The organism is Devosia sp. P2_G7 (genome assembly GCF_056403495.1).
The window spans coordinates 32,756-51,100 of record NZ_JBFUFI010000005.1 but is presented as its reverse complement, the minus strand read 5'-3'; the positions used below and the strand labels follow the sequence as shown (position 1 = coordinate 51,100).

Below are 18,345 nucleotides of genomic sequence, written 5' to 3'. Positions count from 1 at the left end.
CCCCAGAACATTGCGCCAGCACTGCTGACAGAGCCTGTCAGCAGCGCCGGGACCGGCCAATCTTCGACCCAAAATGCAACGTCCCCGCGGTCTCCCACGGGGACGTTTGCAGCGCCTCGCCTGTTTGGTCAGTCGCGGCTCAGCGGCGGCCCGAGCAAGGTCATGCCGTGGCGGGTGAACACGGCCGCGATAGCCGCCCGGTCGGGATTTGCGGCACGCGCCACGGGGCCCAGTTCCTCGTAGAACTTGTGGCCGCCGCCAGGCACGTAGACCACCAGCACCTCGGCCGGCTCGTCGGTGAGGTTGAGGAAGGCGTGCGGCACGCCGGCGGGCAGATAGACGAAACCGCCTTCGTCGACGATCGCGGTCTGCTCGCCGCAGCGCACCTTGAAACGCCCCTTCAGCACCTGCAGCGTTTCCTCCTGCAGATGATGGACGTGCAGGGGCGGGCCGCCATGGGGCGCCACCTCGACGACGAAGTAGTCGAACTTTCCGGCCGTGTCTTCGCCGGTCACCTTGAAGATGAGATCGCGCCCGGGACCCGACTGCAGCCGCAGCCCCGCCTCCGGTGTCAGGAACTTCGGCTTGAGCATCACGTCGTTCGATTGTTCGCGTATCACCTGCATTCAGACCTCCCTGGCGTTGAAGTTATTGCCATCGCCACATTCGCGCCGCGGTCCGCTCACGTGCTACAGCAAAGACTGATAGGCCGTTTTTCATTTCTGGGGTTGCCATGGAATGGGATGATCTCCGGCACTTTCTCGCCGTGGCGCGCACCGGCAGCCTCACCGATGCGGCCCGGGCCCTCAAGAGCAGTGCGGCGACGGTCGGCCGACATGTCGAGGCGCTCGAGGAGAAGCTCGGCGCACAGCTGTTCGAGCGCCGGTCCACTGGCTACCTCTTGACCGAAACCGGCACCGCTGTCCTCGCCAAGGCGGAAGAGGCCGAAGAGGCGGTGCTGTCACTGGAACGCGAGACCATGGGCGCTGACCAGCGGCTCGCGGGTCGGGTGCGGGTTGCCACCACCGAAGACCTCGCAACGATGGTGATCGTGCCGGCCCTGCCCAGCTTTTGCAGCTACCATCCCCTGATCTCGCTCGAGGTACTGGCGCGCCTTGATCTCTCGAGCCTGACGCGCCGCGATGCCGACCTGGCGCTGCGGACGGTACGGCCGGACAAGGGGGAACTGCTGATGCGCCGGGTGGGGGCGGTCGATCTCGCGGTCTACGCTTCGCCTGGCTATGTCGTTTCGAGGCACCTGGAAGAGGGTGCGGTGGATTTCCGCAAGGTCGAGATCATCTCGTGGATCGAGGAGATGGCCAACCTTCGGGGTGGGGCCTGGCTGGCCGAGCATGCGGCCGGCGCGCACATTGCGCTGCGCGTCAACACGACGCGACTGTTGTTCGATGCCTGCCGAGCCGGCCTGGGCCTCGCCATTCTGCCGTGCTTCGGCGCCGACGGCGATCAGGGCCTCGTTTGCGTGGTGCCGCCCGAACAGGTGATCTCGATCGATGCCTGGCTGGTGATGCACCGCGACCTGGCGCGGACCGCCAGGGTGCGGGCGGTCGCCGATTTCATCGTCTCGCTCGGGCCAAGATTGTCGCGCCGGCCGTCTCCGGGAGACCCGGATTGGCACTAGCTGCGAGAACCGCCCTCGCGGTGCACCCGCGAGGACGGTTTTGCTGGCCCGCAATCCTCAGGCGAGGGCGCGAGCCCGGCCGAGGCCGATCCACTGGAGGGCGGCTAGCGCCGCAACCGCGACGGCCTGGGCGATGACGAAAGCCACGCCGAGGAGGGTCAGGGGGAACGTGCCGGCCAGCAGCACGATGACGCTGCCGACGACCCACGCGGCGTTGACAATGACGATCAGCATCGCGGCACTGCGCGGCGTCTGCTGCTGCATGCCGACCCAGCCGACGAACGCGGCAAAGGCGATGAGGAACAGGCCGAGCGGCAGCGTCGCGGTTGCCGGCAGGCCGGTCAGGCCGGTGAGGAGGCTGCCGCCGATGGCGAGCAGCGCGCCGGTGGCAACGGTTGCAACGGCGTCGGCAACAAAGGCAAAGCGGACGAGGTTCATTTCAGTTTCTCCGTCGGGGGGTCGTGAGTGACGGCGACACATTTCTACCTCCCGCTTCCTCATCTCAACTAACGCAGAGGTAATTGAACCGACGGCGCGACCGGTTAGGGTCCTCGACATGACACACGCACAAGCCACGGCCTCCGACCGTTCCATCGGTGACTACATCCGCGACTGGCGGCAGCATCGGCGCTTCAGCCAGCTGGCGCTCTCGCTCGAGATCGAGCTCAGCCAGAAACACCTCAGCTTCATCGAAAGCGGCCGCTCGGTCCCCAGCCGCGAGGTGGTGTTGCGCATCGCCGCCGGCCTCGGCGTGCCGCTGCGGATACGCAACCTGATGCTGCTGGCAGCGGGCTACGCGCCGGTCTACCCGGAGCGGCGGCTCGATCACCCAGATCTGGCGCCGGCGCGCGCTGCCGTTGATCTGGTGCTCAAGGCCTACGAGCCCTACCTGGCCATCGCAGTCGATCGCGGCTGGAACCTGGTGTCGGCCAATGCCGCCGCGGCGCCGTTCCTGGCTCAGGTCACCAATCCCGAGCTGCTGCAGGAGCCAATCAACGTGCTTCGCCTCAGCCTCCACCCGGAGGGGCTGGGAAAGCTGATCGTCAACTACGACGAATGGGCCCGCGACATCCTGCGCCGGGTCGCAGCCCAGCTCGAAGCAAGCGGCGATCCCGTCATCGCCGACCTGCTCGAAGAGCTGCGCGAGATCACCAGCATCCCCGCCGGCCACGAAGGTCGCGACGAGCATGGCGGCGTATTCGTGCCGATGAAGATGCGCTTCGGCGACGCCGTCGCCAGCTTCATCTCCACCACCACGGTGTTCGGCACGCCCACCGAGATCACCCTCAGCGAACTGGTGATCGAGGCGTTCCTCCCGGCGGATGCCGAGACGGCGGCGCTGTTGGCCTCGCTGGCGAACGGCTAGGCGGCCGGTTGACCCCGGCGCGCGGAGAACTCGGCCAGCACGATGCCAGCGGCCACCAGTACCGCCGCGACGAGATGGAACGGCTGCAATGCTTCACCCAGCACGATCACCGAGCCCACGGTGCCGAACAGCGGGATCAGGTTGACGAACAGGCTGGCGCGGTTGGAGCCGATGAGTTCGACGCCGCGGACGTAGAGCAATTGCGAGATCACCGAGGGGAAGATCACCGTGTAGGCGGCGATCAGCCAGCCCTGCATGTCGATGGCGGCGAGGTTGGCGGGGAGAGCCGCGGTGCCGTTGCCGAGGGTGGCCTGGTAGACGAGCGAGGCGATGATGGCGCCGGTGCAGGTGGCGGCGAGGAAACTCAGCCAGTGGGTCTGCGGGCGCCAGCGCAGCGCGATCGAATAGATGGCGTAGGCGAAGCAGGCGAGGATCACCAGGAGGTCGCCGAAGTTCACTTCCAGCTTCAGGATGCGGGCGAGGTCGCCGTGGGTGGCGATGATTGCCACGCCGAGGATGGTGATCAGCACGCCGAGCAGTTGCAGGCTGCGCACTCGGGTGCGGAACAGCGCGAAGTTGAGGATGATGACGAAGATGTTGACCGCCACCTGCTCGAGCGAGGTGTTGACGCCCGAAGTGTAATAGGCGGCGACGTAGACCAGCACGTTGAAGGTGGCGAAGCCGACCGCGCCGTAGAACAGGTAGAGCCACCACTTGGCCCGGATCACCGGCCAGTCGCGCTTCAGCGGGCCGATGGCGAAGGGCAGCACCAGCAGCAGTGCGCCGGTCCAGCGCAGGATCATCAGCGAGTGCGCGTCGATATGGCCGACCGCCAGCTTGCCGGCCACGACATTGCCGCCCCAGAACAGCGTGGTGAGGACGAGGATCAGGTAGGGGCGATCCATCAGGGCGTGGAACGCCCGGGCGCCGGTCGTGGCAGAGGAGTTGGTCATTGGGGCCGTCTGGTTCGGGCATCGGCCGCCACGGTGGGCGGCGGCCGAAGAAGGCGCGAACTTAGTCAGCCTTGGTGCGTCGCGCCAGCCCGTCAGGCGGCCGGCGGGATGTTCTGGTTGAGCCGGAACAGGTTCTCCGGGTCGTACTTGGCCTTGATCTGGCGCAGGCGGTCCCAGGTCGAGCCGGGATAGGCGGCGCGGAGGCCTTCGCCACCCTCGATGCCGAGGAAGTTGACGTAGGCGACGGAGTTGTCCTGCCGCACGGTGCCGATGGCGTCGGTTGCCCAGCGGTCGAAGTGGGCCGTGACGTCGGCGCCGCCCTCATACATGGCGAGGAAGGCCACCATGATCTTGCTCCGCCGGTGCGCGAAGGCCGTCGCCTGGGTGGCGACCCGGGAATATGCGCCGCCGAGGACGCGGATCTGGCCCATCTTCATCGGGCTCGGACAGGCCTCGAGCGCCGCCAGCATCTTTGCGGCGGTCTCGACGCTGACATGATCGACGAAGCGCGAGCGACACGACACCGCCGGGCGCATCTCGGGCGGCGGATCCATGGCGTACATGCTGGAGTAGGGCGCCGGCCGCACCAGGTCGGCGATCGGCGCAGCGATGGCGCGGAACGGCGCCAGGGCGAGCGCCGCGGCTTCGGGCGTGCCCGAGAAGGCCATCATGCCGATCAGCGCCAGCTTGCCATGGTATTCGGCCGGCACGAACGGCACCGGTGGGACGGGCATCACCATGGCGATGGTCGACAGCGCATCCGGCGCAGCATCAGCCAGCGCCGCGAACGTCGCGATGTTCTCGGCCGTTGCCGGCAGGACCAGCGGACCGCCGACGAAGGACGGGAGCGGGTTAAGCTTGAACTTCAGCCGCGTCACCACGCCGAAATTGCCGCCGCCGCCACGCAGCGCCCAGAACAGGTCGGGGTGGTTGGTCTCGTCGGCGATCAGGATGTCGCCGGACGCCGTCACCACTTCGGCCGCCAGCAGGGAGTCGATGGTGAGGCCGTGCTTGCGCACCATGTAGCCGATGCCGCCGCCGAGCGTCAGGCCACCGATGCCGACGGTGCCGGAATCGCCGAAGCCGACGATCAGGCCGTGCTGCTCGACGGCGCGGGTCACTTCGCCCGAAGTGAGGCCGGTGCCCGCCCAGACGGTGCTCGTCTCGGCGTCGACCTCGATGCCGTTGAGCTCGCGCAGGTCGATGACCAGCCCGCCATCGGTGCCGCTATGGCCACCGACGCTGTGGCCGCCGCTGCGAACCGCCAGCTCGAGATCGGTGGCGCGGGCGAAGTTGATCACTGCCGCCACGTCCGCAACGTTGGCGACACGGATCACCGCCGCCGGGCGCCGGTCGAAGTTACCGAGGGCGACGGTGCGCACCTCGTCATAGGCGGCTTCGCGGGCTGTGATCACCCGGCCGCGCAGGCTCGAAGCCAGCATGTCGATCTGGTCTTCGAGCGGAAAGCGTTTGTCCATTCCCTGAAATCTCGCTGAGGTTTGCGTTGGAGCGCAGGCCTCTAGGGGCGGCGGATTGAACGGCAAATGAATGCGCCGCTCAGCGCCGGATCAGGAATGAAACGGGCGCCCGGATGTGCTGGGACATCCGGGCGCGAGTGGCGTCAGGCCGGCGGGATGTTCTGGTTGAGCCGGAACAGGTTCTCCGGGTCGTAAACCCGTTTCACCTGTCTCAGCCGGTCCCAGGTGTCGCCGGGATAGGCGGCGCGGGCGCGGGCCGGACCCTCGTCGGCGACGAAGTTGACGTAGGCGCCGTCATCGCCCTGGTTGAGCGCTTTAGAGAAGTCGGCCACCCAGGCTTCCTTGGTGGGCTTGTCCGCCTCGCCGTCGTAGAAGGCGGCGACGTTGAGCATGATCGGGCTCTTGCGGTGCGCATAAGCAGTGGCCGCGGGGGCCACTCGTCCGACAGCGCCGCCGAGCACGCGGATCTGGCAGACGCGGAGGCTCGCGTCGGACTCCTCGAGATAGCCGATGATCGTCTCCGCTTCCGGGGTTCCGATGTGGTCGACAAGCAGGTTCAGCGCCGTCGCGGTCGGGTGGTAGTCCGGATCCTCCGGCGGATACATGCTGGCGTATGGCCCCGGCTTGACGAAATCGGCCAGTGGCGCGGCGAGGGCGCGGAACGGGGCGAGGGCTTTCTCGGCCGCCTCGGGCTCACCGGCAAAGGCGAGCATGGCAAGGATCACCATCTTGCCGTGCTGCTCGGCGGGGAGGAACGGCATCGGCGGAGCCGGCATGACATTGGCGATGCTCGAGAGCTCCTCGGGCGCCGCCTGCGCTGCGGCGACGAAGCCGGCAATGGTTTTGGCGGTCGCCGGGAGCACCAGCATGCCGCCGGTGAAGGCGGGCAGGGGGTGCAACCGGAACTTCAGCCGGGTGACCACGCCGAAATTGCCGCCGCCACCACGCAGGGCCCAGAACAGCTCCGGGTGGTTGGCTTCATCGGCGAGCAGGAGCTTCCCGTCGGCGGTGACGAGCTCAACGGCGAGCAGCGAGTCGATGGAAAGGCCGTACTTGCGGGCCAGGTAGCCGACACCACCGCCCAGGGTGATGCCACTGATCCCGACCGTACCGGCATCGCCGAAGCCGACGATAAGGTTGTGCGGGGCGAGGGCCTCGGTTAGTGCGATAGCGGTGACGCCGGCGCCGACCCAGACCGTGCGCGTGGCGGGGTCGATGTCGATTTCGGTGAGATCACGAACATCGATGACGAGGCCGCCTTGCGTCGTCGAGTGGCCGGCGCCGCTGTGGCCGCCGCTGCGCACGGCAAGCTCGAGCCCGCTGTCTCTGGTGTAGGCGATGGCCGCGGAGATGTCGGCGGCATCAGCTACGCGGACGATCGCGCCGGGGCGTTTGTCATAGCCGCCATACATGACGGCGCGGATCTTGTCGTAGTCGGAATCAGTTGCGGTGATGACCCGGCCGGTGGATCCGGCGGGCAGGCGTAGGGTATTCGCGGCAGTCGAGAGGGGCATAATCCTGACCTCAGGTTCTCGTGTTGGCGCGCTGGGTTGCGGTAACATGGGTGTGACTATCCGTGATTGCTAGAGCGAAGACCTCGCTTCGTTGCATCGCATCCCGCTTCGCGCTTCAGGTCTCACTCTCGGGGGGTGCGACGCAACGGGATTTGTCATCTGAGAAGGACTGCTCTAAAGGACGTCCGCAACTACCTCGGACTTCCTCGCTGGAAGCCGCACGGTCAGGTTGCAGCGAAATCGAAACTGATCTTTGCGGTCCGCCGGCACCAGGCCCGGCCGGGCTGCCGCTTCCTGAGGGGCAATAAGCGCATGGCAAATGTGATCGTCGTCGGCAGCCAGTGGGGTGACGAAGGCAAGGGCAAGATCGTCGACTGGCTCAGTGAGCGTGCCGACGTGGTGGTGCGCTATCAGGGCGGTCACAATGCCGGTCATACGCTGGTGATCGACGGGACGAGCTACAAGCTGGCGCTGCTGCCCTCGGGCGTGGTGCGCGGCAAGCTGAGCGTGATCGGTAACGGCGTGGTGGTCGATCCGCATCACTTCGTCATGGAAGTCGAAAAGATCGGCGCCCAGGGCATCGACGTCACCCCCGAGGTCCTGAAGATCGCTGACAATGCGCCGCTGATCCTCAGCCTTCATCGCGAGCTCGACGCGGTGCGCGAGAGCGGCAATTCCGGGCTGAAGATCGGCACCACCCGTCGCGGCATCGGCCCGGCCTATGAAGACAAGGTCGGTCGCCGTGCCATCCGTGTCTGCGACCTCAGTGAGCCCGATACGCTGATGCCCAAGATCGAGCGGCTGCTCGGGCACCACAATGCGCTGCGCCGCGGCATGGGCATGGCCGAGCTCTCGGCTCAGGCGCTCTACGACGAGCTGATGGAAGTCGCCGACAAGATCCTGCCTTACGTCGACCAGGTCTGGCGGTTGCTCGACGAAAAGCGGCGCTCGGGCGCTCGCATCCTGTTCGAGGGGGCACAGGGTGCGCTGCTCGACAACGATCACGGCACCTATCCCTTCGTCACCTCCTCCAACACCGTGGCGGGGCAGGCGGCGGCCGGCTCGGGTCTCGGCCCGACGGCGATCGGCTATGTGCTGGGGATTACCAAGGCCTACACCACCCGCGTCGGCGAGGGCCCGTTCCCGTGCGAACTCGATGATGAAATCGGCCGGCACCTGTCGACTGTTGGTCGCGAAGTCGGCGTAAACACCGGCCGGCCGCGCCGTTGCGGGTGGTTTGACGCTGTGCTGGTGCGTCAGACCGTGAGAACGTCGGGGATAAACGGCATCGCGTTGACGAAACTGGATGTTCTAGACGGCCTCAAAGAGCTCAAAGTGTGCGTGGCCTATGAGCTCGACGGTCAAAGAATTGACTACTTGCCTGCCTCAATGGGAGCACAAGCTGCTGTTAAGCCGATTTACGAAACCCTAGAGGGGTGGTCGGAAACTACGGCAGGGGCGAGAAGCTGGTCGGAACTCCCGGCACAGGCGGTTAAGTACGTCAGGTACATAGAGGAGCTGATCGGGGCGCCGGTCGCCATGCTCTCCACCAGTCCTGAGAGGCTGGATACCATTCTGGTGCAGGACCCGTTCCAAGACTGAGTTTTTTTCGTTAGAACATGCCTCCAAAATTACGGATGTCGTTTAGCGAATGGCGGACTACAAAGAGCTGTTACGTAGGGCGGTAGAAGCTCTGCCGGAGAACAATGGGGCCGCGCGCCGCGCGGTATACGAGAAGGCACGCGCTGCCCTCGTCGGGCAGTTGCGCGCCATTAATCCGCCATTGGCCGCCCGCGACATCACCGCTCACCGCCTGCAGCTCGAAGATTGCATCCGCCAGGTCGAGCAGGAAGCCAGCGAGGCAGTGATCGCCGGGCTCGGCTCGAGCAAGGAAGACAATCCGCCCCCGCCGCCGGTGTATTTCGAGGCGCCGGCCAAGAAGGCGCCAGCAGCGCTGGCCAAGCCCGTCGCCAAAGCCGCGCCGCAAAGCGCCAAGGAGCCGCCGCGTCCGCTGCCGCCGGGTGGCTCGATCGAAGAGATCATCGCCGCCGCCAATGCCGAGCAGACCGAGTCGTCGGATCGCTCGCGCTCGATCGTCAGGCCCGATGCCAAGCCTATGGGCAAGCCGGTGCCCAAGCTGGTGCCGCCACAGCGGCCGCAGCCGCAGCTGGCTGCCCCGGTGCAGCCGGACGAGGATGAGGACGAAGTCGAGCAGCCGCAGCGCCAGGCGCCGGTCCGCTCCGTGGTCCCCGCCAAGTCGCCCGCCGGGCGTTCGCCATTGCCGTCGATCGTCGCTCGTGCCGAGGCAGCCAAAAGCCGCACCGGCAACACTGCCTTCGGCGCCCCGATTGGTGGCGCGGCACGTGGACCGGTATTCGAGCCGCGCCGCGAGCTGCCGTCGCCGCGCCTTGAGCCGGCAGGCCGGAGTGGCCAGGCCGCGGCGCGCCAGGTGGCGGAGCCGATGGCGTTGTTCAACGAGCCGCCGATTGCCGCTGCCATGTCGGCAGTGCGCGAAGTCGAGGTAGAAGCTCCGCCGGCCGATCCGCAGGGCGCGATCGATCGCGCCATTGCGACGCTCGACCGCGAGGCACGCGGCGATGGTGATCTCGACGGAGGGATGACCAACGGCAACGGTTACGGTGAGTTCGAGGACGAAGCCGACGAGCAGCCGGCGCACAAGAACGGCTTTGCGCCATCGATCCTGCGGGCCGACGCACCGGCCGTGTCGCGGTCGCAGCGCGAGGGTAAGGCAGCCAAGGCCAGCGTGTTTGCCCGTGACGCACGCGAGCCGCGCGGCAAGCAGCGCCGTGAGGCCGAGCCCAGCTTCCCGCGGGCCCGGGCCGAGGACGAGCGCCGTGGCCTCGGCGCCGTTACGATCTTCCTTATCGTTTTCGCCGTGCTGTTGATCGGCGCCGGTGGCGCCGGCTTCTGGGCCTGGCGTGAAGGCTTCATCGACCTCGATGCGATGTTTGGGCGCGGTGCGCCGACGACGCAGCAGGCCGTGGTTACGCCTTCGACCTCCACTGACGCCGCAACGGATACGCCGGCCACTGGCGTCGGCAATACCGCGACGCCGGCCGAAAGCGTTGCGCCGACCGCAGAACTCGGCACCGAGGATCGTCTCGGTTCCGAGCCCGCTCCGGTGGCCGAGACCCAGGCACTGCCGCTGGTCGAGCCCTCGTCCGAGCGGCTGGGCGCCGATACCGCGACCGCCGCGGCTACCGATCAGGCCGGAGCTTCGGTCGATCCGGCCAGCCTCGCCGGCAGCCAGTCCCTGCTGCTCGAGGCCTCGGATGGCGGCACCACAGGCGCCGTGCCGTTCTCGGGCACGGTCGAGTGGAGCAAGGGGACCGACGAGATGGGCCTGCCGACGCTGATCGGCAAGGCGAACATCCCGGCGCGTAACCTCGCGGTCGACGTGCTGATCCGCAAGAACTCCGATGCCAGCCTGCCGGCCAGCCACCTGATGGAAGTGAACTTCCGGGTGACCGACAGCTTCATAGGCGGCTCGATCGCCGGCCTGCCCGGCGTGCTGCTGAAGAACGAAGAACTGGTGCAGGGCACGCCGCTGGTTGGCGCCTCTGCCCGGGTCGTCGGCAACTCGTTCCTGTTCGCGCTCAGCGCCTCGCCAGCCGACGTCGCGGCCAATAGCAACCTGTTGACCTCGCGCAAGTGGATGGATCTCGCGCTCATCTACGCGACCGGCAAGCGGGCGATCATCACGCTCGAAAAGGACGCCGCGGCCGAGACGATGTTCGCCGAGGTCGTCGGCGCCTGGAACAAGACCGCGACGAACTGATCGGGTTCGCCCAGAGTTCAAGACGCCCGGCCTGGTCCGGGCGTTTTCTTTTTGGCACTGCTAGCTCTGCGCCAGCTTTCCATCCGCCAGGTGATAGCGTTTGGCCGCCAGGGCCTCGACATCGTCGACGTGATGGCTGACCAGCAGGGTGATCCAGCCGTGGCGCTCGGTCAGGGATTTGACCAGCGTGCGGATAGTGCCGCGGGTCTCGTCGTCGAGCGCCGAGAACGGCTCGTCCAGCAACAGCACCGGCCGGTTGCGCAGCAGGGTGCGGGCCAGTGCCACGCGCTGCTTCTCACCGCCGGAGAGGGTGTCGGCGCGCTGCTTCAGCACGCCGGGCAGCCCGACTTCTGCCAGCGCCGCGGCCACCTGGACTTGCCGGTCGGCTGAGTTGCGCGGCAGTCCGAGCTCCAGGTTCTGGTACGCGCTGAGGTGCTCGAATAGCGTTTCCGACTGGAACAGGATGGAGATCGGCCGTTCCTCAGGGGGAAGCGGCAGCAGGTCGCGGCCGTCGAGCTTGAGCGTCCCGCCGGTGGGGGCGAGAAAACCGGCGATCAGGTCGAGCAGCGTCGATTTGCCTGCGCCGGACTGGCCGCTTACGGCAGTGATCTCTCCGGGCTTTGCCGAAAAGCTCAGGTCGAAATGCCTGGTCGCGCCCGGGTGCGTGAAGGTCAGGTGTTCAGCTTCGAGCATCGGTGAGCTTTCCAAACAGCTTCGGCAGCAGCACGAAGGCGGCGATGGTGATCACCAGCATCAGCGCCGCGATAGTGGCGGCGTCGTTGCTGCGATAGGCACCGAGCGCCCGGTACATGAGCAGCGGCAGGGTGGCGAAATCCTCGGTGCCGAACAACGCGATGACCCCGAGATCACCGAGCGAGAAGCAGAACGCCAGCGCCAGCACCACGCCCGCCTCGCGTCCGATCAGCGGCCATTCAACCGCAACGAACTGCTGCCAGCCGGTGAGCCCGAGCGAGCGGATCAGCCGCCCTCGCCGCTCTGCAATGGCATCGAGCGGGGGAGCCAGCGTCGCGAGCGCGAAGGGCAGGGACAGCAGCGCATTGGCGAGCAGCACCACCACTGGGGCCGCCGCCTCCGGCATCATCCCTGCGTTGCGCACGAGGAGGAACGCGCCGAGCGACAGCACCACGGCGGGTACGGCGAGATAAGCGTAGGCCGGCGCGCCGATGCCGACGCGGACTAGCGGGATACCCGAGGCGGCGCGGCCCATGCCGATGCCAAGCGCCAAAAGCAGGGTCAGCAGCGCCGAGCCAGAGCCGAGCGCGAGGCTGGTGCCCAGCGCCTTCCAGAAGCTCGCGCGGCTGGTGACATCGACGATGCCCGAGCCGATGCCGTCGATGAGGATGGCGACGAGCGGCAGCGCGAAGCCGACGATGCTGACGACGAGCACGGCCCATTGGGCGGCGCGGGCCGTTGACCGGTCGCGCCAACTCGGTGGGGTGGAGCCGCCAGTGCTGGCCGAGATCGGAGCGAAGGCGGAGGCGGCGATGATGATGGCCGAGCAGATGCCGATCTGCACCAGCGCCAGCGTCACCGCACCCCGCAGGTCGAAATCGAGCCGGACGGCTGCATAGATCGCGACCTCCAGCGTCTGGTTGGCCGGGCCGCCGCCGAGCAGCAGGACGATCGGGAAGCTGGTGAAAGCGAGGAGGAAGATGATCGCGGCGAGCCCGGGCAGGGTGGGGCGCAGCATCGGCCAATCGATCACTGAGAAGCGCTGCCAGGCGCCGAGGCCGAGGCTCTGGCCGGTCTTCAGCCGCTTCTCCGGAATGGCGTCGAGCCGGGCTAGGAGGATGCGGGCGGCGAAGGCGCCATCGAGGATGACGTGGGCGGCGAGGATGCCGCCGAGGCCGAACAGCGGCACCTCCAGCGGGTGCCCGGTCAGCGCCAGTGCGGTCTGGTTGACCCAGCCGGCACGGCCCCACACCGATAGCAGCCCGAAGGCGACGATCAGCCCGGGGGTGACGATGGCCGAGGCGAACAGCCCGACGATCAGGTCGCGGCCGGGAAAGCGCAGGCGGTTCAGCGCCCAGGCCAGAGCCGTGCCGACCAGCAGCGACAGGATGGTGGTGAGCCCTGCCTGGATGCTGGTCATCGACACGAGATGCCAGACATCGACGCTGGACTGATGAGCCGCCGGTTCACCGGCAGCCGTGGCCAGGATGGCCAGCAGCACCAGCGCCACCAGCCCGGCAATGGCCAGCGCGATGCCCGCCCCGGCGATGAGCCGGAGCGGGCGATGGGGCAGGACCAGGTTACTGGAGCGCGGCGAGAGCAGCATCGACCCAGGCCCGGCCGTTGGCGGCAAGCGCGGCCTCGTCGACCGGTAGCACCTTTTCCGGCGGTTTGCCGAAATCGGCGGGCAGGTCGGCGCCGATGTCGATCACCGGATACATCCAGTTGGTGGTCGGGATCACCTTCTGCGCCTCGGGAGTGACGAGATAGGCGAGGAAGGCCTTGCTGAGCTCCGCCTGGTCGGTGCTCTTGGTCAGCCCGGCCACTTCCACCTGCGGCACGAAGCCTTCGGTGAACGGCGCGTAGCCGTACTTGTCGTCCTTTTCGGCGATGGCGTGGTAGGCGGGCGAGGTGGTGTAGCTCAGCACCATGTCCGCCTGGCCGTCGAGGAACAGACCGTAGGCTTCGGACCAGCCACGCGTCATCGTGAGGACGTGCGGCTTCAGGCCCTTCCAGATCTCTGGCGCGCGGTCGCCATAGGCGGCCTGCACCCAGAGCACATTGCCCAATCCCGGTGTCGAAGAGCGCGGGTCCTCGATCACGATCTTGAAGCTCGCGGGCAGCGCAATGAGCTCTTCGAACGAGGTCGGCGGGTTGGGCGTCTTCTGCTTGTTGTAGACATAGGCGAAGTAGCCGTAGTCGAACGGCACGAATTCGGCGTCGCTCCACGGCAGCGTAAGACCCTCGAGGGTCAGCCCGTGTGGCGCGAACAGCCCGGTGGCACGGGCTTCGCCGGAGGTGGCGGTGTCGAGGCCGACGACGACATCGGCCTTGGTGGCGGCACCCTCGAGCTGCACCTTGCGCAGCGTCGAGATGGCGTCTTCGGCGGTGGTGAATTCGACGGTGCAGCCGCAGGTCTTCTCGAAACCGGCCTTCAAGGCCGGGCCGGGCCCCCACTCGGCGGCGAAGCTGTCATAGGTGTAGACGTTGAGGACCGGCTTGTCCTCGGCGAGGACAGGCAGGGCGGTGGCGCAGATGACTGCCGCCAACGCGAAGCGTGCGAACGAGCGCATATCGTTCCCTTCGGTTGCGGCCATGTGAATGAAGGGGGACGTGCATGGGTCGGACGCCTGCGCGCCCTTGCCATCTCGAACTTCCTCCGCCAGCATGACCTGGTTCAGGTTCAATGGGTAACTCTCAGCTCCGGAAGATCCGGAACACCCCAGCGAGACAGCTGACAGATAGACAGAGTTTTCCCTCCGTGCAAGCACGTGCCCCCCAGACTTCCGTTGCGGTCTTTGACGACCTTATGGTCATCGTTGGCGGCGGGACGGTCGATTTCGACCTCCTGCGCGAGCTCTATGCCTCAGGCGGCCACCTGGTGGGGGCGGACGGCGGCGCAGACCAGATCGTCGAAGCGGGGCTGAAACCCGAGCTGATCATCGGCGATTTCGATTCCCTCAAGAACCCACACTCCTGGCTCGGCAAGACACGGCTGATGCAGATCGCCGAGCAGGAAACCACCGATTTCGAGAAGGCGCTCTATTCGACCCGCGCCCCGGTGACGGTGGCGCTGGGGATGACCGGGCGGCGCTTCGACCACACGCTGGCGGCGCTCGACGCGGTCACCAAGTATGCGGCCAAGCGCAAGATCGTCCTGGTGGATGAAGAAGACGTGGCGCTGCCGCTGACCAAGTCGTTCTCATTCACGGTCGATGCGGGTGAGCGCGTGTCGATCCATCCGCTGGCGCCGGTGACGTTCTGGAGCTCGGAGGGGCTGAAGTATCCGCTCGATGCGGTGAAGCTCGCGCCGGGAGTGCGGACAGGCACTTCGAACGAGGCGCTGACCGGGCCGTTCAAGATCGTGCCGGAGGAGGGGGTGCATGCGCCGTACCTGCTGATCCTGCCGCGGAAATACCTGGCGCAACTGATCGCAAAGCTGCTGCTCGAGAAGCGGTAAAAAGCTGCTTCGACCTCCACAAAGTCTGCGGACCAACCCTGCCCCGGCGAAATTCCGCCACCATCGCGATGCCATGTCCCGGCCTTTAAGACGTTGGGGCAATTCGTGAAAGTTCTGATTGCAGCAGTATTGCTGAGCCTTGCCGCCGTGTCGGCGAGCCGGGCCGAAGTCGTGTGCACTTTGATCGTCGACGCGGAAAGCGGGGCCGTTCGACTACAGGAGGGTGGCGGTTGCGGCACCCCGACCTCGCCGGCCTCGACGTTCAAGATGACGCTGGCAGTAATGGGGTTCGATGCTGGAATCCTGACCGGCGCGGACGAGCCGGCCTGGCCCTACCTCGCCGAGTACAAGGCGGATCGGGCGGACTGGCGAGTGACGACCACGCCGGCGAGCTGGCTGCGCGATTCGGTGCTGTGGTACTCGCGGGTGCTGGTCCAAAAGCTCGGCGCCGAGCGTTTCCAGCAATATGTCACCGATTTCGACTACGGCAACGCCGACATCTCCGGCGATCCGGGCAAGGACAACGGCCTCACCCGCTCGTGGATCAACTCCTCGCTGCTGATCAGCCCGGAGGAGCAGGTGCGGTTCGTGCGGCGCTTGCTGGCGGGCGACCTGCCGGCGTCGGCGGCGGCGCAGGCGGCGGTGGTCGCGATCATGCCCAAGTTCGAGGCCGGCAAGTGGACCGTCTCGGGCAAGACCGGCACCTACTACGAGCGCAATGCCGATGGCACGTTCAGCTCGCGGCGGCAGACCGGATGGTTCGTCGGCTGGGCGCAGCGGGACGACCAGCGGCTGGCGTTCGCCTACCTGATCCGCGACACCAGGAAGACAGCCGGTTCGGCCGGGATGCGGGCGCGCGACGCGCTGCTGGCGCGGTTCGCCAAATGGGGCGAGGGGCAGTTTGCCTGGGCGCAGCCGCCCCGCCGCGAGGCGGCGCCGGCAAACGGCGCCGAGCTCAACGGCTGAAAAACGAAGGGCCCCGGTGATGCCGGGGCCCTTCTCATTCTATCGGCCGGTGGTTCAGAGGGCGGCTTCACGCGACTTGGCGTGGGCGGCCTTCTGCACGGCTTCCTGCACCTTTTCGAAGGCGCGGACCTCGATCTGCCGGATACGCTCGCGGCTGACATTGTATTCCTGCGCCAGCTCTTCGAGCGTCGCTGGCTCGTCGCGGAGGCGGCGGGCCTGGAAGATGGCCTTCTCGCGCTCGTTGAGGTCGCTCATCGCGTTGGTGAGCAGCCCCATGCGCTCGGAGAATTCCTCGGTTTCGCCGAGGGTGGTCTCCTGGTCCGGCGTATCGTCGACCAGCCAGTCCTGCCACTCTGAGGCGCCTTCGTCGGCGCGCATCGGCGCGTTGAGCGAAGCATCGCCCGAAAGGCGCTGGTTCATCGACACCACGTCGTTCTCGGTGACGTGGAGGGTCGTCGCGATCTGCTTGATCTGGTCGGGGTGCAGGTTGCCGTCATCGAGGGCGGCGATCTGCCCCTTGATCTTGCGCAGGTTGAAGAACAGTCGCTTCTGCGCGGCGGTGGTGCCGATCTTCACCAGCGACCACGAACGCAGCACGTATTCCTGAATGGCGGCCCGGATCCACCACATCGCGTAGGTCGCGAGGCGGAAGCCCTTTTCGGGCTCGAAACGCTTCACCGCGTGCATAAGGCCCACATTCCCCTCCGAGATCACCTCGGAGATGGGCAGGCCATAGCCGCGATAGCCCATGGCGATCTTCGCCACGAGACGCAAATGCGATGTGATGAGCTTCTGGGCGGAGCCGGGATCCTGATGCTCCTTGTAGCGCTTGGCGAGCATGTATTCCTCGTCAGGCTCAAGCATCGGAAACTTACGGATTTCCTGGAGATAGCGGCTGAGTCCACCCTCAGCCGAAAGAATTGGCAGATTTGTCTGGGCCATGATGCACCCTCGTCTTTCCCCCGTATCACGGGCAGATAAGCAGCCGTGTCCAGTCCGGCACACGGCTGACTGTCTGGCATATATAGGTCGAAAATGAGCCTTGATAAGGCCCACCAACCCTTGATGAGAACGTTGGTACGCCCCGAAGGTTGCGTGAACCTTGCTAGCGGGCGAAGGCCCGATCGAAAGGTTCGATGGCGGCCTCGAGCGCCTCAAGATCAGGCGGTAACGGGGCCTCGAATTGCATTTCCTCGCCCGTCACCGGGTGCTCGAAGCCGAGTTCAGCGGCGTGCAACGCCTGCCGCCCCAACGCGGCAACAGCCGCTTTGGCTGCATCGGGCAGGCGGTTGACCTTGGTGGCAAAGCCGGAGCCGTAGACAAGGTCGGCGACCAGCGGGTGGCCGATATGGGCCATGTGGACGCGGATCTGGTGGGTGCGCCCGGTCTCGAGTTCGCAGCGGATGCGGGTGATATCCCAGCCCTCGTCGCCGAAGCGGGCCTCGACCGCATAATGGGTGATGGCCTCGCGGCCGTCCTTGCGCACCGCCTGCTTCAGCCGGTTGTTCGGATCGCGGCCGAGTGGCGCCTCCACCGTCCCCGAGGCTTGCTGGGTCCGGCCCCAGGCAAAGGCCAGGTAAGCGCGGTGCAGCGGGCCGGTGCGCCCATGGTCGGCGAATTGCGCCGCGAGGTGGTTATGCGCCTGCTGGGTCTTGGCCGCGACCATCACGCCCGAGGTATCCTTGTCGAGGCGGTGGACGATGCCCGGCCGCTTGACGCCGCCGATACCCTGCAGGCTGTCGCCGCAATGGTAGAGGAGGGCGTTGACCAGGGTTCCGCTGTAGTTGCCGGGCGCCGGATGCACCACCAGGCCGACCGGCTTGTTGATGACGATGAGCTGGTCGTCCTCGTAGAGAATATCGAGCGGGATGTTCTCGGGGGTCGGGTCGGCCTCGATCGGCTCAGGCGCCAGGAGCGTGACTTCCTCGCCATCGCGCAGCTTGTATTTGGGCTCCGTAACGGTTCGCCCATTGATCACGACGCTGCCGGCCAGTATCAGGTCCTTGATCCGGTTGCGCGAGAAGACCGGCACGGCACGGGCGAGTGCGGCATCAAGCCGGCTGCCGGCGTCGGCGGCATCGACCAGCAACTGCCACTCCTGTTCCTCGCCGGAAATATCCTGCATGAGCGATCCTCAAGACAAACCCGAAACCACCCCGGAACTGACTCCGGAAGCGCGAGCGGTGCTGAACCGGGCGCGCAAGTCCTTCATGGTGTCGATCGGGCTATTGGTGGTCGGCCTTATCGCCATCGGCGGCGCGCTTGTCTACCGCGCATCGCAGAGCGACAGCAAAGCCGGCGGCGACTATGTCATCGCGGCGCTGAAAATCCCCACGGGCGGCGACGTCATCTCGGCCGTCGCGGCGGATGGCCGCGTCACCGTCACCTACAAGCTCGGCGCGATGACCAGCGTGCGCATCTTCGACGGCAAATCCGGCGAAATGATCCGCGAGATTCCCGTCGTCAGCGAGTAGCCG

Annotated in this window: 16 protein-coding genes, 1 pseudogene and 1 riboswitch; of the genes and pseudogenes, 7 read left to right on the top strand and 10 right to left on the bottom strand. The window is 66.7% G+C overall.

All coding sequences use genetic code 11. The features are described 5' to 3' along the window. Positions 1 to 128 precede the first annotated feature (128 nt). Complete coding sequence (locus tag AC1DWU_RS09820) at positions 129 to 626, bottom strand: cupin domain-containing protein (protein WP_477149794.1); 498 nt, start codon at positions 624 to 626, stop codon at positions 129 to 131. Between the two features lie 107 nt (positions 627 to 733). Between AC1DWU_RS09820 and AC1DWU_RS09815 the strand changes: the two genes are divergently transcribed. Next, positions 734 to 1,639 carry a LysR family transcriptional regulator gene (locus AC1DWU_RS09815; protein WP_477149793.1) on the top strand — a complete coding sequence of 302 codons (906 nt, stop codon included), beginning with the start codon at positions 734 to 736 and terminating at the stop codon, positions 1,637 to 1,639. Positions 1,640 to 1,696: 57 nt separating this feature from the next. On the opposite strand, the gene AC1DWU_RS09810 is transcribed toward AC1DWU_RS09815, so the two are convergent. Then, the gene (locus AC1DWU_RS09810; protein WP_477149792.1) at positions 1,697 to 2,077 is read right to left on the bottom strand and encodes a hypothetical protein; all 381 of its coding nucleotides are present in this window, start codon (positions 2,075 to 2,077) and stop codon (positions 1,697 to 1,699) included. A 118-nt stretch (positions 2,078 to 2,195) separates the two neighbouring features. On the opposite strand from AC1DWU_RS09810, the gene AC1DWU_RS09805 reads away from it, so the two are divergent. Further along, positions 2,196 to 3,005, top strand: coding sequence for a helix-turn-helix domain-containing protein (locus AC1DWU_RS09805; protein WP_477149791.1), 810 nt, complete (start codon positions 2,196 to 2,198; stop codon positions 3,003 to 3,005). Here the strand turns inward: AC1DWU_RS09805 and AC1DWU_RS09800 are convergent. From AC1DWU_RS09800 to AC1DWU_RS09790, 3 genes are all read right to left on the bottom strand, one after another. Then, positions 3,002 to 3,958, bottom strand: a complete 957-nt coding sequence (locus tag AC1DWU_RS09800; RefSeq protein WP_477149790.1) for a DMT family transporter — start codon at positions 3,956 to 3,958, stop codon at positions 3,002 to 3,004. The two genes, AC1DWU_RS09805 and AC1DWU_RS09800, sit on opposite strands and share 4 nt — an antisense overlap. A gap of 92 nt (positions 3,959 to 4,050) precedes the next feature. Beyond that, a complete protein-coding gene (locus tag AC1DWU_RS09795; protein ID WP_477149789.1) occupies positions 4,051 to 5,436 on the bottom strand; it encodes an FAD-binding oxidoreductase in 1,386 nt (461 codons plus the stop codon). 143 nt (positions 5,437 to 5,579) lie between these two features. Next, on the bottom strand, positions 5,580 to 6,950 hold the full coding sequence (locus AC1DWU_RS09790) for an FAD-binding oxidoreductase (protein ID WP_477149788.1): 1,371 nt from the start codon (positions 6,948 to 6,950) through the stop codon (positions 5,580 to 5,582). A 312-nt stretch (positions 6,951 to 7,262) separates the two neighbouring features. Between AC1DWU_RS09790 and AC1DWU_RS09785 the strand changes: the two genes are divergently transcribed. Beyond that, positions 7,263 to 8,552: an adenylosuccinate synthase gene (locus AC1DWU_RS09785; protein WP_477149787.1), complete on the top strand. Its 1,290-nt coding sequence runs from the start codon at positions 7,263 to 7,265 to the stop codon at positions 8,550 to 8,552. 49 nt (positions 8,553 to 8,601) lie between these two features. Then, positions 8,602 to 10,749 (top strand): hypothetical protein, encoded by a 2,148-nt coding sequence (locus tag AC1DWU_RS09780; RefSeq protein ID WP_477149786.1) that lies wholly within the window; start codon positions 8,602 to 8,604, stop codon positions 10,747 to 10,749. A gap of 60 nt (positions 10,750 to 10,809) precedes the next feature. Here AC1DWU_RS09780 and AC1DWU_RS09775 read toward each other — a convergent pair whose 3' ends face one another. Genes AC1DWU_RS09775 through thiB form a run of 3 tightly spaced genes read right to left on the bottom strand, consistent with a single transcriptional unit; the run spans position 10,810 to position 14,015 of the window. Beyond that, the gene (locus AC1DWU_RS09775; RefSeq protein ID WP_477149785.1) at positions 10,810 to 11,442 is read right to left on the bottom strand and encodes an ATP-binding cassette domain-containing protein; all 633 of its coding nucleotides are present in this window, start codon (positions 11,440 to 11,442) and stop codon (positions 10,810 to 10,812) included. Then, positions 11,429 to 13,048, bottom strand: a complete 1,620-nt coding sequence (locus AC1DWU_RS09770) for an ABC transporter permease family protein (RefSeq protein ID WP_477149784.1) — start codon at positions 13,046 to 13,048, stop codon at positions 11,429 to 11,431. Before AC1DWU_RS09770 ends, AC1DWU_RS09775 begins: the two co-directional genes overlap by 14 nt. After that, on the bottom strand, positions 13,023 to 14,015 hold the full coding sequence (thiB, locus tag AC1DWU_RS09765) for a thiamine ABC transporter substrate binding subunit (protein ID WP_477149783.1): 993 nt from the start codon (positions 14,013 to 14,015) through the stop codon (positions 13,023 to 13,025). The genes AC1DWU_RS09770 and thiB overlap by 26 nt, the downstream gene beginning before the upstream one ends. 64 nt (positions 14,016 to 14,079) lie before the next feature. Then, a riboswitch (TPP riboswitch) is annotated at positions 14,080 to 14,177 on the bottom strand. 74 nt (positions 14,178 to 14,251) lie between these two features. Between thiB and AC1DWU_RS09760 the strand changes: the two genes are divergently transcribed. Continuing rightward, entirely contained in the window at positions 14,252 to 14,902 is a 651-nt protein-coding gene (locus tag AC1DWU_RS09760) for a thiamine diphosphokinase (RefSeq protein WP_477149782.1), read from the top strand. A 105-nt stretch (positions 14,903 to 15,007) separates the two neighbouring features. Then, positions 15,008 to 15,772 (top strand): annotated as a pseudogene (gene blaOXA, locus AC1DWU_RS09755) (class D beta-lactamase); the annotation flags it as partial. Positions 15,773 to 15,922: 150 nt separating this feature from the next. On the opposite strand, the gene rpoH reads toward blaOXA, so the two are convergent. Next, positions 15,923 to 16,810, bottom strand: a complete 888-nt coding sequence (rpoH, locus tag AC1DWU_RS09750; RefSeq protein ID WP_477149781.1) for an RNA polymerase sigma factor RpoH — start codon at positions 16,808 to 16,810, stop codon at positions 15,923 to 15,925. Positions 16,811 to 16,973: 163 nt separating this feature from the next. Then, the gene (locus AC1DWU_RS09745) at positions 16,974 to 17,993 is read right to left on the bottom strand and encodes an RluA family pseudouridine synthase (protein ID WP_477149780.1); all 1,020 of its coding nucleotides are present in this window, start codon (positions 17,991 to 17,993) and stop codon (positions 16,974 to 16,976) included. Here AC1DWU_RS09745 and AC1DWU_RS09740 point away from each other — a divergent pair. Continuing rightward, positions 17,992 to 18,342, top strand: a complete 351-nt coding sequence (locus AC1DWU_RS09740) for a hypothetical protein (RefSeq protein WP_477149779.1) — start codon at positions 17,992 to 17,994, stop codon at positions 18,340 to 18,342. The genes AC1DWU_RS09745 and AC1DWU_RS09740 overlap by 2 nt on opposite strands. Positions 18,343 to 18,345 lie beyond the last annotated feature (3 nt).

Bases quoted from the DNA above. Each gene is read 5' to 3' on its own strand.
- AC1DWU_RS09805 (WP_477149791.1), top strand. From the start codon at position 2,196: ATGACACACGCACAAGCCACGGCCTCCGACCGTTCCATCGGTGACTAC.
- AC1DWU_RS09790 (WP_477149788.1), bottom strand. From the start codon at position 6,950: ATGCCCCTCTCGACTGCCGCGAATACCCTACGCCTGCCCGCCGGATCC.
- AC1DWU_RS09775 (WP_477149785.1), bottom strand. From the start codon at position 11,442: ATGCTCGAAGCTGAACACCTGACCTTCACGCACCCGGGCGCGACCAGG.
- AC1DWU_RS09780 (WP_477149786.1), top strand. From the start codon at position 8,602: ATGGCGGACTACAAAGAGCTGTTACGTAGGGCGGTAGAAGCTCTGCCG.
- AC1DWU_RS09785 (WP_477149787.1), top strand. From the start codon at position 7,263: ATGGCAAATGTGATCGTCGTCGGCAGCCAGTGGGGTGACGAAGGCAAG.
- AC1DWU_RS09800 (WP_477149790.1), bottom strand. From the start codon at position 3,958: ATGACCAACTCCTCTGCCACGACCGGCGCCCGGGCGTTCCACGCCCTG.
- AC1DWU_RS09745 (WP_477149780.1), bottom strand. From the start codon at position 17,993: ATGCAGGATATTTCCGGCGAGGAACAGGAGTGGCAGTTGCTGGTCGAT.
- AC1DWU_RS09740 (WP_477149779.1), top strand. From the start codon at position 17,992: ATGAGCGATCCTCAAGACAAACCCGAAACCACCCCGGAACTGACTCCG.
- AC1DWU_RS09820 (WP_477149794.1), bottom strand. From the start codon at position 626: ATGCAGGTGATACGCGAACAATCGAACGACGTGATGCTCAAGCCGAAG.
- AC1DWU_RS09770 (WP_477149784.1), bottom strand. From the start codon at position 13,048: ATGCTGCTCTCGCCGCGCTCCAGTAACCTGGTCCTGCCCCATCGCCCG.
- AC1DWU_RS09815 (WP_477149793.1), top strand. From the start codon at position 734: ATGGAATGGGATGATCTCCGGCACTTTCTCGCCGTGGCGCGCACCGGC.
- rpoH (WP_477149781.1), bottom strand. From the start codon at position 16,810: ATGGCCCAGACAAATCTGCCAATTCTTTCGGCTGAGGGTGGACTCAGC.
- AC1DWU_RS09760 (WP_477149782.1), top strand. From the start codon at position 14,252: ATGGTCATCGTTGGCGGCGGGACGGTCGATTTCGACCTCCTGCGCGAG.
- AC1DWU_RS09795 (WP_477149789.1), bottom strand. From the start codon at position 5,436: ATGGACAAACGCTTTCCGCTCGAAGACCAGATCGACATGCTGGCTTCG.
- thiB (WP_477149783.1), bottom strand. From the start codon at position 14,015: ATGCGCTCGTTCGCACGCTTCGCGTTGGCGGCAGTCATCTGCGCCACC.
- AC1DWU_RS09810 (WP_477149792.1), bottom strand. From the start codon at position 2,077: ATGAACCTCGTCCGCTTTGCCTTTGTTGCCGACGCCGTTGCAACCGTT.